14 protein-coding genes are annotated in these 14,176 nt (G+C 58.2%); 5 read left to right on the top strand and 9 right to left on the bottom strand.

All coding sequences use genetic code 11. The features are described 5' to 3' along the window. From QP977_RS02300 to QP977_RS02290, 3 genes are all read right to left on the bottom strand, one after another. Positions 1 to 482: helix-turn-helix domain-containing protein (locus QP977_RS02300; protein ID WP_284847103.1), on the bottom strand; the 482-nt coding region annotated here is incomplete at its 3' end. A 529-nt stretch (positions 483 to 1,011) separates the two neighbouring features. Beyond that, the gene (gene rpsT, locus QP977_RS02295; RefSeq protein WP_038628143.1) at positions 1,012 to 1,278 is read right to left on the bottom strand and encodes a 30S ribosomal protein S20; all 267 of its coding nucleotides are present in this window, start codon (positions 1,276 to 1,278) and stop codon (positions 1,012 to 1,014) included. A gap of 289 nt (positions 1,279 to 1,567) precedes the next feature. Then, a complete protein-coding gene (locus QP977_RS02290) occupies positions 1,568 to 2,182 on the bottom strand; it encodes a type II toxin-antitoxin system PemK/MazF family toxin (RefSeq protein WP_070827886.1) in 615 nt (204 codons plus the stop codon). A 162-nt stretch (positions 2,183 to 2,344) separates the two neighbouring features. On the opposite strand from QP977_RS02290, the gene lepA reads away from it, so the two are divergent. The 4 genes from lepA (at position 2,345) to QP977_RS02270 (ending at position 7,531) form a co-directional block, all read left to right on the top strand. Then, positions 2,345 to 4,192, top strand: a complete 1,848-nt coding sequence (lepA, locus tag QP977_RS02285; RefSeq protein ID WP_049172624.1) for a translation elongation factor 4 — start codon at positions 2,345 to 2,347, stop codon at positions 4,190 to 4,192. Positions 4,193 to 4,204: 12 nt separating this feature from the next. Further along, entirely contained in the window at positions 4,205 to 5,221 is a 1,017-nt protein-coding gene (locus QP977_RS02280; RefSeq protein ID WP_049172626.1) for an ankyrin repeat domain-containing protein, read from the top strand. A 76-nt stretch (positions 5,222 to 5,297) separates the two neighbouring features. Further along, the gene (locus QP977_RS02275) at positions 5,298 to 6,881 is read left to right on the top strand and encodes a cation:proton antiporter domain-containing protein (protein ID WP_049172629.1); all 1,584 of its coding nucleotides are present in this window, start codon (positions 5,298 to 5,300) and stop codon (positions 6,879 to 6,881) included. Between the two features lie 77 nt (positions 6,882 to 6,958). Next, a complete protein-coding gene (locus QP977_RS02270; protein ID WP_049172631.1) occupies positions 6,959 to 7,531 on the top strand; it encodes a histidine phosphatase family protein in 573 nt (190 codons plus the stop codon). Between the two features lie 279 nt (positions 7,532 to 7,810). Here the strand turns inward: QP977_RS02270 and QP977_RS02265 are convergent, their stop codons facing one another. Next, positions 7,811 to 8,896, bottom strand: a complete 1,086-nt coding sequence (locus QP977_RS02265; protein WP_049172633.1) for a lipoate--protein ligase family protein — start codon at positions 8,894 to 8,896, stop codon at positions 7,811 to 7,813. Positions 8,897 to 8,928: 32 nt separating this feature from the next. On the opposite strand from QP977_RS02265, the gene QP977_RS02260 reads away from it, so the two are divergent. Continuing rightward, entirely contained in the window at positions 8,929 to 9,549 is a 621-nt protein-coding gene (locus QP977_RS02260; RefSeq protein WP_049172738.1) for a cation efflux transmembrane domain-containing protein, read from the top strand. Positions 9,550 to 9,607: 58 nt separating this feature from the next. Here QP977_RS02260 and nagB read toward each other — a convergent pair whose 3' ends face one another. From nagB to QP977_RS02235, 5 genes are all read right to left on the bottom strand, one after another. After that, positions 9,608 to 10,393, bottom strand: a complete 786-nt coding sequence (nagB, locus tag QP977_RS02255) for a glucosamine-6-phosphate deaminase (protein WP_070827882.1) — start codon at positions 10,391 to 10,393, stop codon at positions 9,608 to 9,610. Between the two features lie 252 nt (positions 10,394 to 10,645). Beyond that, the gene (locus tag QP977_RS02250; RefSeq protein ID WP_016422332.1) at positions 10,646 to 10,957 is read right to left on the bottom strand and encodes a hypothetical protein; all 312 of its coding nucleotides are present in this window, start codon (positions 10,955 to 10,957) and stop codon (positions 10,646 to 10,648) included. Between the two features lie 81 nt (positions 10,958 to 11,038). Continuing rightward, positions 11,039 to 11,353 carry a cupin domain-containing protein gene (locus QP977_RS02245; protein ID WP_070429484.1) on the bottom strand — a complete coding sequence of 105 codons (315 nt, stop codon included), beginning with the start codon at positions 11,351 to 11,353 and terminating at the stop codon, positions 11,039 to 11,041. Between the two features lie 75 nt (positions 11,354 to 11,428). Continuing rightward, on the bottom strand, positions 11,429 to 12,217 hold the full coding sequence (locus QP977_RS02240; RefSeq protein WP_150960917.1) for a MerR family transcriptional regulator: 789 nt from the start codon (positions 12,215 to 12,217) through the stop codon (positions 11,429 to 11,431). Between the two features lie 96 nt (positions 12,218 to 12,313). Further along, positions 12,314 to 14,107 carry an ABC-ATPase domain-containing protein gene (locus QP977_RS02235; protein WP_016422335.1) on the bottom strand — a complete coding sequence of 598 codons (1,794 nt, stop codon included), beginning with the start codon at positions 14,105 to 14,107 and terminating at the stop codon, positions 12,314 to 12,316. Between the last annotated feature and the right edge of the window lie 69 nt (positions 14,108 to 14,176).

The raw sequence follows: 14,176 nt of genomic DNA, 5'->3' as shown, positions 1-14,176 counted from the left end.
CCCCACAGTGCAGCCAACCTGCCACTGGCCTGACGCGGCGAGGCGCCACGGTTGAGCAGATTGACAACCTGGGCGCGTAAGAATCGATTGTCATCGAGTTTGCGCGGCTTTGGACGAGCAAGACGCCCGCGGCTGGCCTGATCAGCGTGATAGGCATCGTAGATACCATCGACGCTGTTGCGTGCGATTTCACGACTGATAGTGGATTGACTACGACAGACTATCTGGGCGATACGCCGGTGCGAATGACCTGCCCGCAGGCAATCGGCAATAAGTAAGCGTTCCGCCAGCCCTAGCCGCCGACCAGCGCCAACACGAGATACATCACCAGGTGTTATCCGACTGCGGGTATTCATAGTGGTTAAACTAGCCCGCCGGTTGTACACCGTGGTTGTGCACACCCCAGCCTGCGCGGCAATCTCGGCAACACTATATGAGCCGGCCATAAGCATCTCGTAGATCACGCGATGCTTATGCATCATCGAGACCTTCGGGCAGTGCGATTGGTGCTGAATCGCAATTCCGGCTTGTCGCGCCCACCGCCTGACAGTTGGTGAGGGTATCCCTAACTCACGTCCAACTGCGCTTGCTGATGCCCCGTTGGCGATGTGTTGAAGCGCAATCGGTTTGATGGCACTGTATTTCGATCGGCGGGTTTGCTTCACTACTTCTCCTGGTCGAAAGTGGTGATGCATTCACCGCCTGACCCTACCAGGCCATTTTTGTCATAAACGCAGTCAGTAAGTCGGAGCGGCCCGCCGTCGCCAGTCATAAACGCAGTCAGTAACTCGGATTGGCCCGCCGTCGCCAAACATAAACGGGGTCACTAACTCGCATTGGGATTAAATAAGAAAAACCGCCTCCCGCCACATTCCGAATTGAGAATCGGAAAATAGCAGGAAGCGGTTAACTTTCACGGTGCGAGCGCGGCGTAAAAGCAGTGCTCGCACGACGCAAGCGCAGCGCTGAAACAGCCGCTGCAACAGCACAGCTCACAGCGCCAAGAGGGGATTAGCCCTCCAGCTTGTTGAAAGCCTTAGCCATACCGGACTTCTTGTTAGCCGCAGTGTTGCGGTGGAAGACGCCCTTGGTGACAGCCTTGTCCAGCTTGCGGGATGCAACGCGCAGCTGAGCCTCAGCAGCAGCCTTGTCGCCAGCCTCAACAGCAGCCTTGAACTTGCGGATCTCAGTGCGGACTGCAGAGCGGATTGCCTGGTTACGCAGGCGAGCCTTCTCGTTGGTCTTGTTGCGCTTGATCTGGGACTTGATATTTGCCATCGTGAATACCTCTTGTATCCGTAGTAGTTGGAATTGTTACCGCCCGCCACCAAGAAAAGTCCTGATCACAGTGCATATCGTGCTGTACAATCATCGCCGGTCAAACTAATCAACCAGCGAAATCACACCGCGCACTGCGCTTGTACGACGATGAAAACGCGAACCCAAGGTCCTGCCCGCGCTCGCCGTAAAGGAACACAACGGTAAACAACTTGCAGAATCTTAGCAAACAGCGCTGCCTAATTCCAGCTACTGAGTAATTCCAGCCACGCCCCAGTTCCAGCCGCGCCTAGTTCCAGCCGTAGTCCCCGCGTAGCCGGGCGGCGATGAGCTCAAAGCGCCTGCGGGGCATCATCGCACCTGCGCGACGAATGCCAGATTCCGGGATGAGCAAGATGCGGTCCATGCGAACCCAGGATGGCTTGGGGTCTTCATTCCAGAACCCACTGCCGATAAAGAGCCACTCCGGTTGCTCGCTGTGCTCGGTGCGAGTGGAAATCAGCATGCCCAGAAGGTACTGGTCATGGCGGCCAACCACGACAACTGCGCGCTCCCGCAAGGCGGCGTCTTCGCCTTCGAGTTGCAATGGAATCCACACCACTTCGCCGGGGTCGGCTTGACCATCCATGTCGGGGCTGTACACGATCGTGCGGGCCAGTTCCGCGGTTGGACGCGCGATGGTCACCGGGTCTCGCAGGCGAAGTAGGGCCTCCTTGGACTCGTCGGAAAGCGAGGTGTCCTGAGCGAGCCCAAGTTGCGTGTTGAGCTTAAACAGTGCCTCATCGAGTGTGTCGGGGCCGCGGAACCACTCGGTACCGGCGAAAAGACGCGCGCTGATGCGATTGCGCAGGCGGCGCGGCCAGCTTTCGCGGTCATTTTGATCGGTGGGCGAAGTGGAGCTCATGGAATCTAAGTCTAGAGGTTTAGTGCGGAGGGAATCGATAGGTAAGATTGTGCGTGATTGTATTTAAGCCCGGCTGGTCGGTTTTCGAGGCCGGCGCATATGGGTCGGCCAACGCCGCGCCCCAATGCCCATAACGTCTTTATTTTTCGGAGTAGACCCAACGTGACCAAGAATTTTGCGGAGCAGACTTTTACGGACCCCTCACGGATTCGAAATTTCTGCATTATTGCGCACATTGACCACGGTAAGTCCACCCTGGCGGACCGAATTCTGCAGCTCTCGGGCGTTGTTGAAGCACGCGATATGCGCGATCAGTACCTCGACAACATGGATATTGAGCGCGAGCGCGGCATCACCATTAAGGCTCAGAACGTGCGCCTGCCGTGGGTTCCGCGCACCGGCGAGCACGCGGGCGAAGAGATTGTCCTGCATCTGATTGATACGCCTGGTCACGTCGACTTCACCTACGAAGTCTCGCGTGCGCTAGAGGCGTGTGAAGGCGCGATTCTGCTTGTCGACGCTGCTCAGGGCATCGAAGCGCAGACGCTGGCCAACCTGTACCTGGCCATGGAAAACGACCTGGAGATCATTCCGGTTCTGAACAAGATTGACCTGCCGGCCGCGGATCCGGATAAGTACGCGGAGGAAATCGCGCACATCATCGGCTGTGAGCCGGAGGATGTCATGCGTGTGTCGGGCAAGACCGGTGAGGGCGTTGCGGAAATGCTCGACCGAGTCTGTGAGCTCGTCCCGGCACCGGTCGGCGATCCGGAGGCACCTGCTCGTGCGCTGATTTTTGACTCGGTCTACGACACCTACCGTGGTGTGGTCACGTACATCCGTGTTGTTGATGGGCAGCTCAAGCCGCGTGAAGTCATTCAGATGATGTCCACCGGAACTAAGCACGAGCTGTTGGAAATCGGCATCGTCTCGCCGCAGCCGAAGAAGTGTAAGGGCCTCGGCGTCGGCGAGGTCGGTTACCTCATCACCGGTGTGAAGGACGTCCGTCAGTCCAAGGTCGGTGACACCGTCACGCTGAACGCCACGCCGGCGGAGGAGCCGCTGGAAGGCTACGAAGAGCCGAAGCCGATGGTCTACTCCGGTCTGTTCCCAATCTCTCAGCAGGACTATCCTGACCTGCGTGATGCGTTGGAAAAGCTCCAGCTTAACGACGCTTCGTTGACATTTGAACCTGAGACTTCGGTGGCCCTCGGATTCGGTTTCCGCGGGGGCTTCCTGGGCTTGCTGCACATGGAGATCACCCGCGCCCGACTGGAGCGCGAGTTCGACCTGGACCTGATTTCGACGGCTCCAAACGTTGTCTACCGCGTTGTCACTGAGGACGGCACCGAGGTCACGGTTCACAATCCGAGTGACTGGCCTGAGGGTAAGCTCCGCGAGATTTACGAGCCGATGGTCAAGTGCACCATCGTCGTGCCAAGCGAGTTCGTTGGTCCTACCATGGAACTGTGCCAGCAGAAGCGCGGTGAGATGGGTGGCATGGACTACCTGTCGGAGGACCGCGTGGAGTTGCGCTACAAGATGCCACTGGGTGAGATCATCTTCGACTTCTTCGACATGCTGAAGTCCCGCACCAGGGGTTATGCTTCGCTGAACTACGAAGACGCCGGTGAGCAGATTGCGGATCTGGTCAAGGTGGACATCCTCTTGCAGGGCGAGGCCGTCGATGCGTTCTCCGCTATCGTCCACCGCGACAACGCGCAGTGGTACGGCAACAAGATGACCAAGAAGCTGCGCGAGCTGATTCCTCGCCAGCAGTTCGAGGTCCCAGTTCAGGCTGCAATCGGTTCGAAGATTATCGCCCGCGAGAACATCCGTGCACTGCGCAAGGACGTCCTTGCTAAGTGCTACGGCGGTGACATCTCCCGTAAGCGCAAGTTGCTGGAGAAGCAGAAGGCCGGTAAGAAGCGCATGAAGAACATCGGTTCGGTCTCGGTGCCGCAGGAGGCATTCGTGGCTGCGCTGTCCACTGACGAGGGCGGTAAGTAAAAGGGAAACTGCATGCCACGGAAGCGGAAGAAACTGGTCGAAGATTTCGAAGAGCTGCTTGAAGCCGGTGACATGGATGCGCTGAAGGCCGTCTATGACACTTGCGCTCTCAACGCGGTTTTCGGATACAGCAAGGACACTGCACTAGCGCTCCGTGGCACCCCGCCAGAGCTCATGCGCTGGCTGATCGAACAGGGTCTCGACGTCAACACCGAGAACCGGTTCGGTAAGACCGCGCTGGCAGAGCATGCCAACCGGGGCGACATCGACAGGATGAAGATTCTGCTCGAATGCGGTGCGGACACTGAAGCCGGTAAGTATCCTCCGCTTTTTATGGCAGCGAAGAGCCATCAGCCCAAGGCGATTGCGTTGCTGTTGGAAAATGGCGCTGACCTCCATAGAGAGAACCGCCTCGGCCACGGTCGTACAGCATTCAAAGAGGCAATCGCTACCGCCGATACCGATGCAGTCCGGCGAGTCCTAGAGAGTATCGAGGTTCTCCTGGACGCCGGTTCGGTCATCGACGACGAAGTCCGCGAAGAGTTCACTAAGTTTGGCCGCCGCTACAACCGCATGTCAGACAAGGCGCGCGACGAGTACCAGCCGGTCATGGATCGTCTCTACGAACGCATCGGTGCGGAACGTCCGGACGTGATTACGCCTCACGACGGCCACAGCGACATCATTGTCCCCGAAGACAAGTCGACCAATGGCCAGTTTAAATACCTCTGGAATTACCTTGTACCTGGTGGCGGTACAGCCGCGACTGTGCAGGGCGAAGTTATTCGCATCGTCGGTCGGCTCGGGTACGAGGCCCTGGAGATGGGCTACGTCAACTGGGACGAAGACTTTGTCCAGATGACCGACTTCTGGTTGGAGACGGTTGGGGCTGCCGAGGAAGCGATGACCGTCGTGAAGCAGCGCAAAGCCGGGGAGGCGGACATTGATGCGTTGACTGAAGCGGCAGTCGCGTGGGTTGCAGACCACCCGCAGCCGATTACGTTGGGCGAGGTCCCGTATCGGCGCTAGCCCCCAATTGGGTGACTAAAAAACTGTTAATGGCAAGCCCTACATAAATCGGCGGTGCCAGCCGTATCTTTGATGGGTGGAATCTGTCTACCTAACAGCAATACTGTTTTCGATTATCGGCGGACTCGGTGCTTCGTTGCTTCGGCTGCCGCCGCTGATTGGTTTCCTTGGGGCCGGTTTTGCCGTTCATGCAATGGGGCTTGAGGAAATCCCGTTTATTGATTCGCTGGCCGAGCTTGGTGTTACCACCTTGCTGTTCACTATTGGTCTGAAGCTGAATCCGAAGGATATCGTGGCGCCGCGAGTGGTCTTTTCGGGGCTGGGGCACGCGCTTTTGAACACGGTAGTTTTTGCCGTGCTGTTCGGTGTCGCGAGTTTCCTGCCGCTGCGTGAGCTCACGGGGCTGTCGGTGACCTCACTGATTTACATCGGCATCGCAACCTCGTTTTCCTCGACAGTGTTTGTGATGAGCCACCTGGAGGAGCAGAACCGAGGCGCTTCGGCTATCGGCCGCATCGCGATCGGTGTGCTGATTCTGCAGGACATCATTGCGGTCGGTGTGCTGGTGGTTTCGTCGGGTAAGACCCCGGAGCTGTGGGCGCTGGCGCTGCCGCTGTTGTTCTTTATTCGCCCACTGGCGGCGCGTCTTCCCAACCGCATGTTCCGCACTGAGCTGCTGGTTCTCACCGGTATTGGTATTGCCGTGGCCTCGTACTCGGCCTTCGAGCTGGCAGGGCTGTCCGGCTCGCTGGGGTCCCTGGTCGCCGGTATTCTGCTGTCCTCGCACCCAATTTCTGACCGTCTGTCGGAAGCTCTGATTAGTATCCGCGAGCTGCTGCTGGTCGCGTTCTTTATCCAAATTGGCCTCGGTGGTCTGCCAAGTGCTGGCGGCTACGTTATCGCCGCGATTATGGTCCTGTTCCTGGTGTTCAAGGTCACTATCTTCATCGGGATCCTCAAGCGCACCGGACTGTCCCTGCGCACTAGCGCGTTGGCGGGCCTGACGCTGAGTAACTACTCGGAGTTCGGTCTCATTGTCATGGCTGCGGCGACGCAACAGGACATTCTGCCCGATGAGTGGACCTCGATCATGGCGGTCGCCGTGGCGGGTAGCTTCATTGCCAGCTCGCTGATGGTCCCGCATGAGGACAAGCTGGTCAGCTTCCTGCAGAAGTTCGTCCCAGAAACCCCAGAGGACCGCCTGGTCCCAGAAGAGGCAACGGTCATTATTGATAACGCTGATGCCCTCATCATGGGTATGGGGCGCGTCGGCGTCGGTGTCTACGGCAGGTTGGTTAATGAGTACGGCATGAACGTCTTCGGCGTTGACTTCGATGAGGATCGCATCGAAGAGCTGCGTGAGCAGGGCTACCAGGTTATCTCGGGTGATGTGACAGACCCAGAGCTGTGGCACCACATCGAGTTGGAGAAGAAACCAGCGCTGTACGTGTTGGCGCTGTCTGAGCACGCTGAGACCTACGCGATGATTCAGAACATCCGTAAGCAGGACACCGAAGCCGTGGTTGCTACCACCACTAAGGTGCAGAGGTTTAAGGATCAGCTTCTCAACGTTGGTGCCGACATGGCCGTCTACCTTTATGACGGTGCTGGCGAGGAGCTTGCCGACCGCGCAGTGGAAACACTTAAGCAGCGTTCGTAGCCGGATCCGTGACCCCGTGATGGGCTAGCAGGGCTGCCGCGGCTAACCGCACTTTCAGATAAGCCTAAGCTGGAACTATGACTGATTTATATCTCGTGCGGCACGGCGAAACTGAGTGGTCGCGCACTGGACAGCACACATCGGTAACTGATCTTCCTCTGACTGACAACGGTCGGGAAGAAGCCGAGGCCCTGAACGGCTGGCTGGATCCGAAGGACTTTGGGCTAGTGCTGGCATCACCCCGCCAGCGTGCCCAAGAGACCGCTCGATTGGCAGGATTCCACGACTTCGAAGTCGAAGAGGATCTCGCGGAATGGTTCTACGGCGACTACGAGGGGATTACCTCGAAGGAAGTGCAGAAGACTGTTCCCGACTGGCAGATTTGGACTCACGGTGTGCCCAATGGCGAAACCGCGGAAGAAGTCCGCAAGCGCGTTGAACGTGTAGTCAAAAGGGTTCGTGAATCGGGTGAAGACAAGGCGATTCTATTCGCCCACGGTCACTCGCTGCGTGCGCTCACTACGGCCTGGTTGGAACTGCCCATTGAACTTGGCCAGTCCTTCCCATTGAATACTGCGTCCCTGTCAGTGCTTGGTCGCTACCATGACCGGCCTGCGGTTCTGCGCTGGAACCTCTCGCGGGGGCTGTAGCGGCGTTGTGGCCAGTGTCTCGGTGAATTCGCCGACACCGTTCAAGCTCTGTAGTGGGCGCCCGTGAATCACAATTCCGGTGCCTTCGATATCGGGGAGACCACCACGGCGGTGTTGTTACGGCGCGCGCCGAACCCTTCACCAGGTTTTGGTGCATATTCGCAGGATAGGACCCAATTGCACGCTCGCCGCTCACGTCGACTCTCCTTTGTTTACTTGTCTCCTTTAGTTAACTCCTTTTCCCGACCAGCTGTCGTATACAAGTAAGCAGTGCGACGTTTAGGGGACTCGGTGAGTCCAGCCCTCCGTGCCGTATTTGGTGTCAATAAGATGCTGCGCCGCAGCGAAGTCCTCGTCGGAAAGCGATGCCTCGGTGGCGCCGTAGCGGTTGATGAATGTCTGCTTCATCGTGTCAATGACTTCCGCGCGGCTGGCACCGGTCTGGCGACGGAGCGGATCGACGCGCTTCTTCGCGCTGCGCAGGCCCTTATCGGCAATCTTGGCCTTGCCAATGCGCAGGACTTCCATCATTTTGTCGGCATCGATGTCATAACTCATGGTGACGTGGTGGAGCACTGTCGAACCACGGCGCTTCTGTGCGGCACCACCAATCTTGCCGCCATCGGAGGTGATGTCATTGATGGGGACGTACCACGCATTGACGCCGAGCTGTGCGAGTGCGGCGATGACCCAGCGGTCGAGGAACTCATAGGATTCGACGTAGCTGAGGCCGGCGACCAGCTTCTCCGGAACATAGATCGAGTAGGTGACGCAGTTGCCACCCTCCATGAACATCGCGCCACCGCCGGAGAGACGACGCACCACTTGCACATCGTGCTTCTCTACGCCCTCGGGTTCGAGTTCATTGACATAGGACTGGTAGGAACCGATGACGGTGGCACGATCATCCCAATCCCAGAAGCGCAGAGTTGGTCCGCGCTGTCCGGAATTGACTTGGTCAAGGAGGAGTTCGTCGAGGGCAACATTCATCACCGTCGGCAGGACTCCCGGCTGCAAAACCTCCCACTCCAAATCAGTGAAGTCGACAGCCTGTGTCAGTGCACGTCGAACGACCTGCGCAATGATGTGGGTATCAAAACCGTGCAGTCGCACCTCGCGACCAGACTGCTCCTCAAAATCCTTCAGCGCCGCATCGAGGCGAGCCTGTAGGCGTTCCGTATTGTCCCCGGCAGGCGCACCGAGGAGAGCGTCATTAATAATGTCGTAGGCTTCGTCGGGTTCGAGGAAAAAATCGCCCGAAATGCTTATCGACGAAATAGTGTCACCGGTGGTCTCGCAGTCGGCAACAACCAATTTGCCGCCGGGAACCTTCATTTCTGAGTGGAATTTCTGCGGGTGCGTCATAGGATTCGATGGTACTCGCGCCGGGCGTTACGATGTCCTCCGTGTTTACCTCATCAACTTTGGATCACCGCGCCCGCAAAATTGTTGCGTGGGTAGCAGGCCTGAATCTTCTCGGATTCTTCATTGAATTAATTGTTGCCTCAATTATTGGTTCCGCAGCGCTGTTCGCCGACGCTGCAGACTTTCTTGAAGACTTTCTGATCAACCTGCTGGTTCTCACCGCATTGGGGTGGTCGCTGGCGAGCCGTCGTAAAGCGAGCTTCGGCCTTGCCGGGCTGATTCTGATTCCGGCGATTGCGGCGTTCGGCACCGCCATTTGGAAGATGATTAGCGGTGAGCCGCCAGAGCCACTAACGCTGTCGGTGACGGCAATTATCGCGATGGTCATCAACCTGGTCTGTGCGATTTTGCTGATGAACCTGCGCAAGGCCGACAGTGCGCTCATGCGCGGCGCGTGGTTGGCGGCGCGTAACGACGTCCTGGCGAACCTGCTCATTCTCGCCGCCGGAGTGGTCACCATTTTCTGGTTCAGCGCATGGCCGGACATCGTCGTAGGACTTGTCATCGGCGTCATTAATCTCACGGCCGCAAAGGAGGTCTACGAGCAGGCGCGTGCCGAAGACCCCGAGCTGGAGATGGATGATGACGACTAGCGCTGACTAGTCCGGGGGTGGGAGCGAAGGTTGGGAAGGGGCCGGGGAGGGCCGGGGCCTACTTCCACATATCCTTCTGCCACTGCGGCTTATGGGCGTAGGTGAACTCGTAGTATTCCTTGTTCTTCAGCTCACTGGCTGCGGCCTGGTCAATGACAACCGTGGCCCGTGGGTGCAGCTGCAATACGGACGCAGGCATCGACGCGCTCAGTGGGCCCTCGATGGATGCGGCAATAGCGTGCGCCTTTGCGGTGCCGGTGGCCAGCAGCAGGAGGTGCCCCGCACGTGAAATGGTGCCAAGCCCCTGGGTGACCACGTGGTACGGCACATCGTCCGCGGAGTCGAAGAAGCGGGCGTTATCCAGCACGGTCTGCGGGTGCAGCGTCTTAATGCGAGTCAGAGAGCCAAAAGAGCTGGCGGGCTCGTTAAAACCAACATGCCCATTGGTGCCGATGCCCAGCAACTGAATGTCAATGCCGCCGGCCTCGATAATCTTTCGCTCGTAATCCTCGCAGGCCGCGCCGATATCGTCCGCGAGGCCATCGGGAATATGGACCCTCGCCGGGTCGACATCCACGTGATCGGAAAACTCACTGTGAATCACGTGGTAGTAGCTCTGCTCATGCTCGATGGGCAGCCCCACGTACTCGTCTAGTGCGAAAAAGCTGCAGTCCTTGAATGTCACATCACCAGCCCGATGGCGACGGATCAGTTCCCGATACGTCGCAAGCGGAGTCGATCCTGTCGCTACACCAAGGTTTCCACCTTTGTTGGCGTAGTGAGCGAGGTAGTCCGAAGCGATGCTCGCGACTTCGGCCTCAGAATCGACGATGATGATTTCCATGGTGGAACACTCCTGAAAACGAGGGCTCGTGGCAGAAATTGCAAAAGGTGCGAGACAGAGTACCAGTGACTCCACAACGCTAAGCGCTATAACCCTATTCAGATGAGGTTAATCTGCCATTGGTTAATTCCTGTAATTACACTCTGTTTTTCTTGTTTATCAACTTCTTCCGGGCAACGAAAAACACTCAGGGCAACGCCACAGTTGGCGTTACTCTGAGTGTGTTGGGGGCGTATTGTTTCTGGCCCTGGGCTACTTCACCCAGAAATTGCCGTCTTCGTCCTTGTAGATGATGTCACCAGCTTGAGCGACTTGGGTATCGTTGACCTGAAGCTCAACCAAATCCAGTGTTTCGACAATTGGTTCAACGTACACGCCACCGTCAAACCAAACCTGGAAAGCATCGGCCGAAGTCGAAGATCCTGAGAAACGGTGCTGTTCGTATTTGTGCACCGGAGCAAATGGGCAGTTAATCGCCTGTGCAATTGTCGGGGAAGCCACGACGGAGCCAAGTACGGCAGCGGCGCCGATGATAACAGCGGCGAGAGAGCGAGAGAACTTCATAGTTAATTCCTTCCCGAGTCGGGGTTATGACGCAGTTATGGGGATGCCGAAGTGCGCACTGTCGGCTGCTGTTGCTGTGGGCTAGACTGAGCCTTCTTTTTCAATGACAAGCATGCGCGCCTCGCCCTGCGGGTGCGCGACATGCTCGTCGCCGGCTTCTGCAAAACAGATAGTGCCAGGCGTTAATGTGCGTACGCATTCCTGTCCCGCATCGCGGTAGTGCATGTCGACGGCTCCGTCGACAACCACAAAGACCTCTTCGCCATCATTGATGTGCCACTTGTATGGCTGATCGCTCCAGTGGAGCCGGACGCTTGTGGCGCCAGTCATAGTGACAACATTCAGTGCACCCCACGGGCGATCAGCGGTGAAGTCTGCGGCTTCGATGAATTTCATGAGCCAATTCTAAGCGGTTTTCGTCCCGAGTGGAAAGGCCTGGATGAACGGCTGCCGTCCGGTGTCTAGCGCTACCTACCGCCACTCGGCACTTGCCGGGTCAATACCTTCCTTACGGGCCTGAGCTTCAATCAACTCCAGCAGGTAGCCAGCATTGCCGCGGTAATACCGGTCAAACCGGGAATCAGCGACGTACATGCGAGCCAGCAGAATCTGCTTTTCTCGACCGGCCTCGTAGAAGCGGGTAATAGAGGCCAAGTGACGGTCAACTAGCTCGGCCGCCTCAGCGGAACCGGGCTCGACGTGGCGCTCGGCGGCGTCGGCAAGCGCATCGGCAAAATCCTTAGCCTCTGCTTCAAGCTCGGCCCAGTCGCTGTCCTTCATCTTTTCCTGAGCCTGCTGAGACTGCTCCCACTCAGTGGTGTCGCCCCAGCGCTCCTCAGCTTCGGCTTCTAGATTCTGCCAGTCGCGGCCCAAGAGCTCCGCTTTCGTCTTTGCTTTCATGGTATTTCCTTCCTCAATCAGTTTGTCCAAGGACTGCACCATGTGGTGCAGGTCAGCGATCTTCTCGGTGAGAACAGTTCGCTGTGCGAGTAAACGATCTTTCCGACTTCTCGGGGAGGAATCGCCGTGGATGAACTCCTCGATAGTCTTCAACGGCACACCGGCGGCGCGGTAGACCAGAATCTCCAGCGCGGTGTCGATGTCCTCATCGGTGTAGAGGCGGTAATCGGACCACGTGCGATACTGCGGGCTGAGTAGTCCGATGGCATCCCAATGCCTCAGCGTGCGTGTGGTAACGCCCAGGAGCTCGGCTGCCTCGCCGATGGTGTACTCGTTGTCGTTGTTGCTCACGGGAATCATCTTTCTGTTTGACGCCGCGTCAAGGTCAAGACCTGACGCCGAAATCCGTCGAAGAAGTTAGTTGCGGCAGCCGTAGGTGTGCCGTTCCCGCGACTGTCAATCTGCGGGGCCCGACCGCAAGAGCCGAAGCCTGTTGATTGCCGCCACAACCTCCTGGAAACGAGGCTCCGCCAGATGACCAGAATTGGTAGACGCAGCTGCCGCGTCGAAGAGCGAATGACAAAAGTTGTAGTACTCACGCTGAATTAGCTCGGTGAGGTCAGTACGTCCATCGAGCTGCTTTACAACGGCGCCCAGAATCCGGGCAATGGCTTCTGTTTGGGAGGAATCCATCAATTGGCCGACAGCGCGCAGGTCAAGATTGTCCTTGCCCACCTGAATCAGTTCGAGGCAACGAGCACGCGGTGGCTTAGGCGGTTTCGCGCCGCTACCGCGCCCGCCGCGACTGCCACGACCACCGCGCCCACCGCGACTGCCATGCCCATGACCACCACGACCACCATGTCCACCACGGCTCTCACCGGCAGGGAAGTCAGCCTGCAGAAAACGCTCACCGATCTGCGCAAAAGCTGGCGAAGGTGCAGCCGGAGTGGCAGATTCTCGGAGCTCACGGGCGCGCTCGGTGACGTCGTAAGGCGTGTACGCATCCATAGCAATCACGGTGTCCGCGACATCGATGAACGCACCAGAACCACCAGCGACGATGACCGTGGAGATCCCGTGGTCCTCCCAGAGCTCGCGGACCCGTGCGACCAGTGGAGTAATCGGCTCCCGGTCATCGGGGATGAGTCGGCGCATGCGCTCATCACGAATCATGAAGTTAGTTGCGGAGGTGTCCTCATCGATGAGCAACACGCGCGCACCGGAACCCAGCGCCTCCATCAGACCCGCAGCTTGGGAGGTCGACCCCGACGCGTTCGCCGTGGAAAACCGGGTCGTGTCATCACCGGAGGGAAGACCGTTGATAAACGGCGAGATATCCACACCAGTGATGGCCCGGCCGTCCTCGGCACGCAGCGCAACCGCAGTCTCGTCAGCGACCACAAACTCGCGGCCGTCGCCAGCGACATGGTCATACACGCCAGTGACCAGGGAGGACAGTAGCGTGGACTTGCCGTGGTAGCCACCGCCGACAATCAACGTCACGCCCCGCGGAATGCCCATGCCGTGCACCATTTTACCCGACGGCAACTGAAAACTGTGCTGCAACGATTCCGGCGAGGTAAACGCAGTCGCGCCGGGCTTCGGCAGCTGGCTATTGCCCGCCTGACGGGGCAACACCGACCCGTCTGTCACAAACCCAATCAGGTCCGCGTCCGCTACCGCACGGCGCAAAAAGAGCTGGTCATACTCCAATTCCGCGGCTGCCTCGAGCGCATCGATGGGTGCGTTTACAATGGCGTCGTCAAGCGCGTCCAACAAATCCTCACAGATCAAGCGCGCCGCCTCACGCCCGAGAATGCGCCGGCCGCGGGCGGGCAGCTGGATTTCCAGGCAGATCTGGAGGGCATCATCATGCTTATCGACGTCGTGCGCATCCCCACGGAGCTCAGCGACAGCTGTTCGGCGCAAGACCTGCTGCCCCGGAGAATCGATAAACAGCCCGCGGCCATACTTCTTAAAAGCTCGCACGAGGCTGCGGTTCAACAAATCGAGCTCTGCCGTGCTGAACCTGCCGGGTTGTGAGCGGGAGGCTCCGCGATAGTCCAGCACTGACAGCGGAATGTGGACGCGTGCCCGTGATGCTGGAGCGTAAGGGTCGGATTGGACCTTGTCGACAAACAGCGTCGCGTCCAGATCCGGCAGGTCGTGGGAGCCACGAAGAGATTTGTATGCGCCGTAGCTCTTGCCATCGAGGTTGGAGAGACGTCGATAAAGGTCAGCGGGCATATTTCTACTTTCGTTGAGAAGTTGGGTGCTCTTCCCGCGAGTGTAGCGGCAGATGAGACAGCGCGATTC

Source organism: Corynebacterium sp. MSK012 (assembly GCF_030232435.1).
In the GTDB taxonomy this organism is placed as follows: Bacteria; Actinomycetota; Actinomycetes; order Mycobacteriales; family Mycobacteriaceae; genus Corynebacterium; species Corynebacterium jeikeium_D.
Note: the sequence above shows the minus strand (reverse complement) of the source record. Positions and strands in the feature narration are given on the sequence as shown.

Coding starts and splice junctions, on each gene's coding strand:
- QP977_RS02265 (WP_049172633.1), bottom strand. CDS start 8,896: ATGACGCACCCGCAGAAATTCCACTCAGAAATGAAGGTTCCCGGCGGC.
- QP977_RS02290 (WP_070827886.1), bottom strand. CDS start 2,182: ATGAGCTCCACTTCGCCCACCGATCAAAATGACCGCGAAAGCTGGCCG.
- QP977_RS02245 (WP_070429484.1), bottom strand. CDS start 11,353: ATGAAATTCATCGAAGCCGCAGACTTCACCGCTGATCGCCCGTGGGGT.
- QP977_RS02240 (WP_150960917.1), bottom strand. CDS start 12,217: ATGATTCCCGTGAGCAACAACGACAACGAGTACACCATCGGCGAGGCA.
- QP977_RS02280 (WP_049172626.1), top strand. CDS start 4,205: ATGCCACGGAAGCGGAAGAAACTGGTCGAAGATTTCGAAGAGCTGCTT.
- nagB (WP_070827882.1), bottom strand. CDS start 10,393: ATGGAAATCATCATCGTCGATTCTGAGGCCGAAGTCGCGAGCATCGCT.
- rpsT (WP_038628143.1), bottom strand. CDS start 1,278: ATGGCAAATATCAAGTCCCAGATCAAGCGCAACAAGACCAACGAGAAG.
- QP977_RS02235 (WP_016422335.1), bottom strand. CDS start 14,107: ATGCCCGCTGACCTTTATCGACGTCTCTCCAACCTCGATGGCAAGAGC.
- QP977_RS02270 (WP_049172631.1), top strand. CDS start 6,959: ATGACTGATTTATATCTCGTGCGGCACGGCGAAACTGAGTGGTCGCGC.
- QP977_RS02250 (WP_016422332.1), bottom strand. CDS start 10,957: ATGAAGTTCTCTCGCTCTCTCGCCGCTGTTATCATCGGCGCCGCTGCC.
- QP977_RS02260 (WP_049172738.1), top strand. CDS start 8,929: ATGTCCTCCGTGTTTACCTCATCAACTTTGGATCACCGCGCCCGCAAA.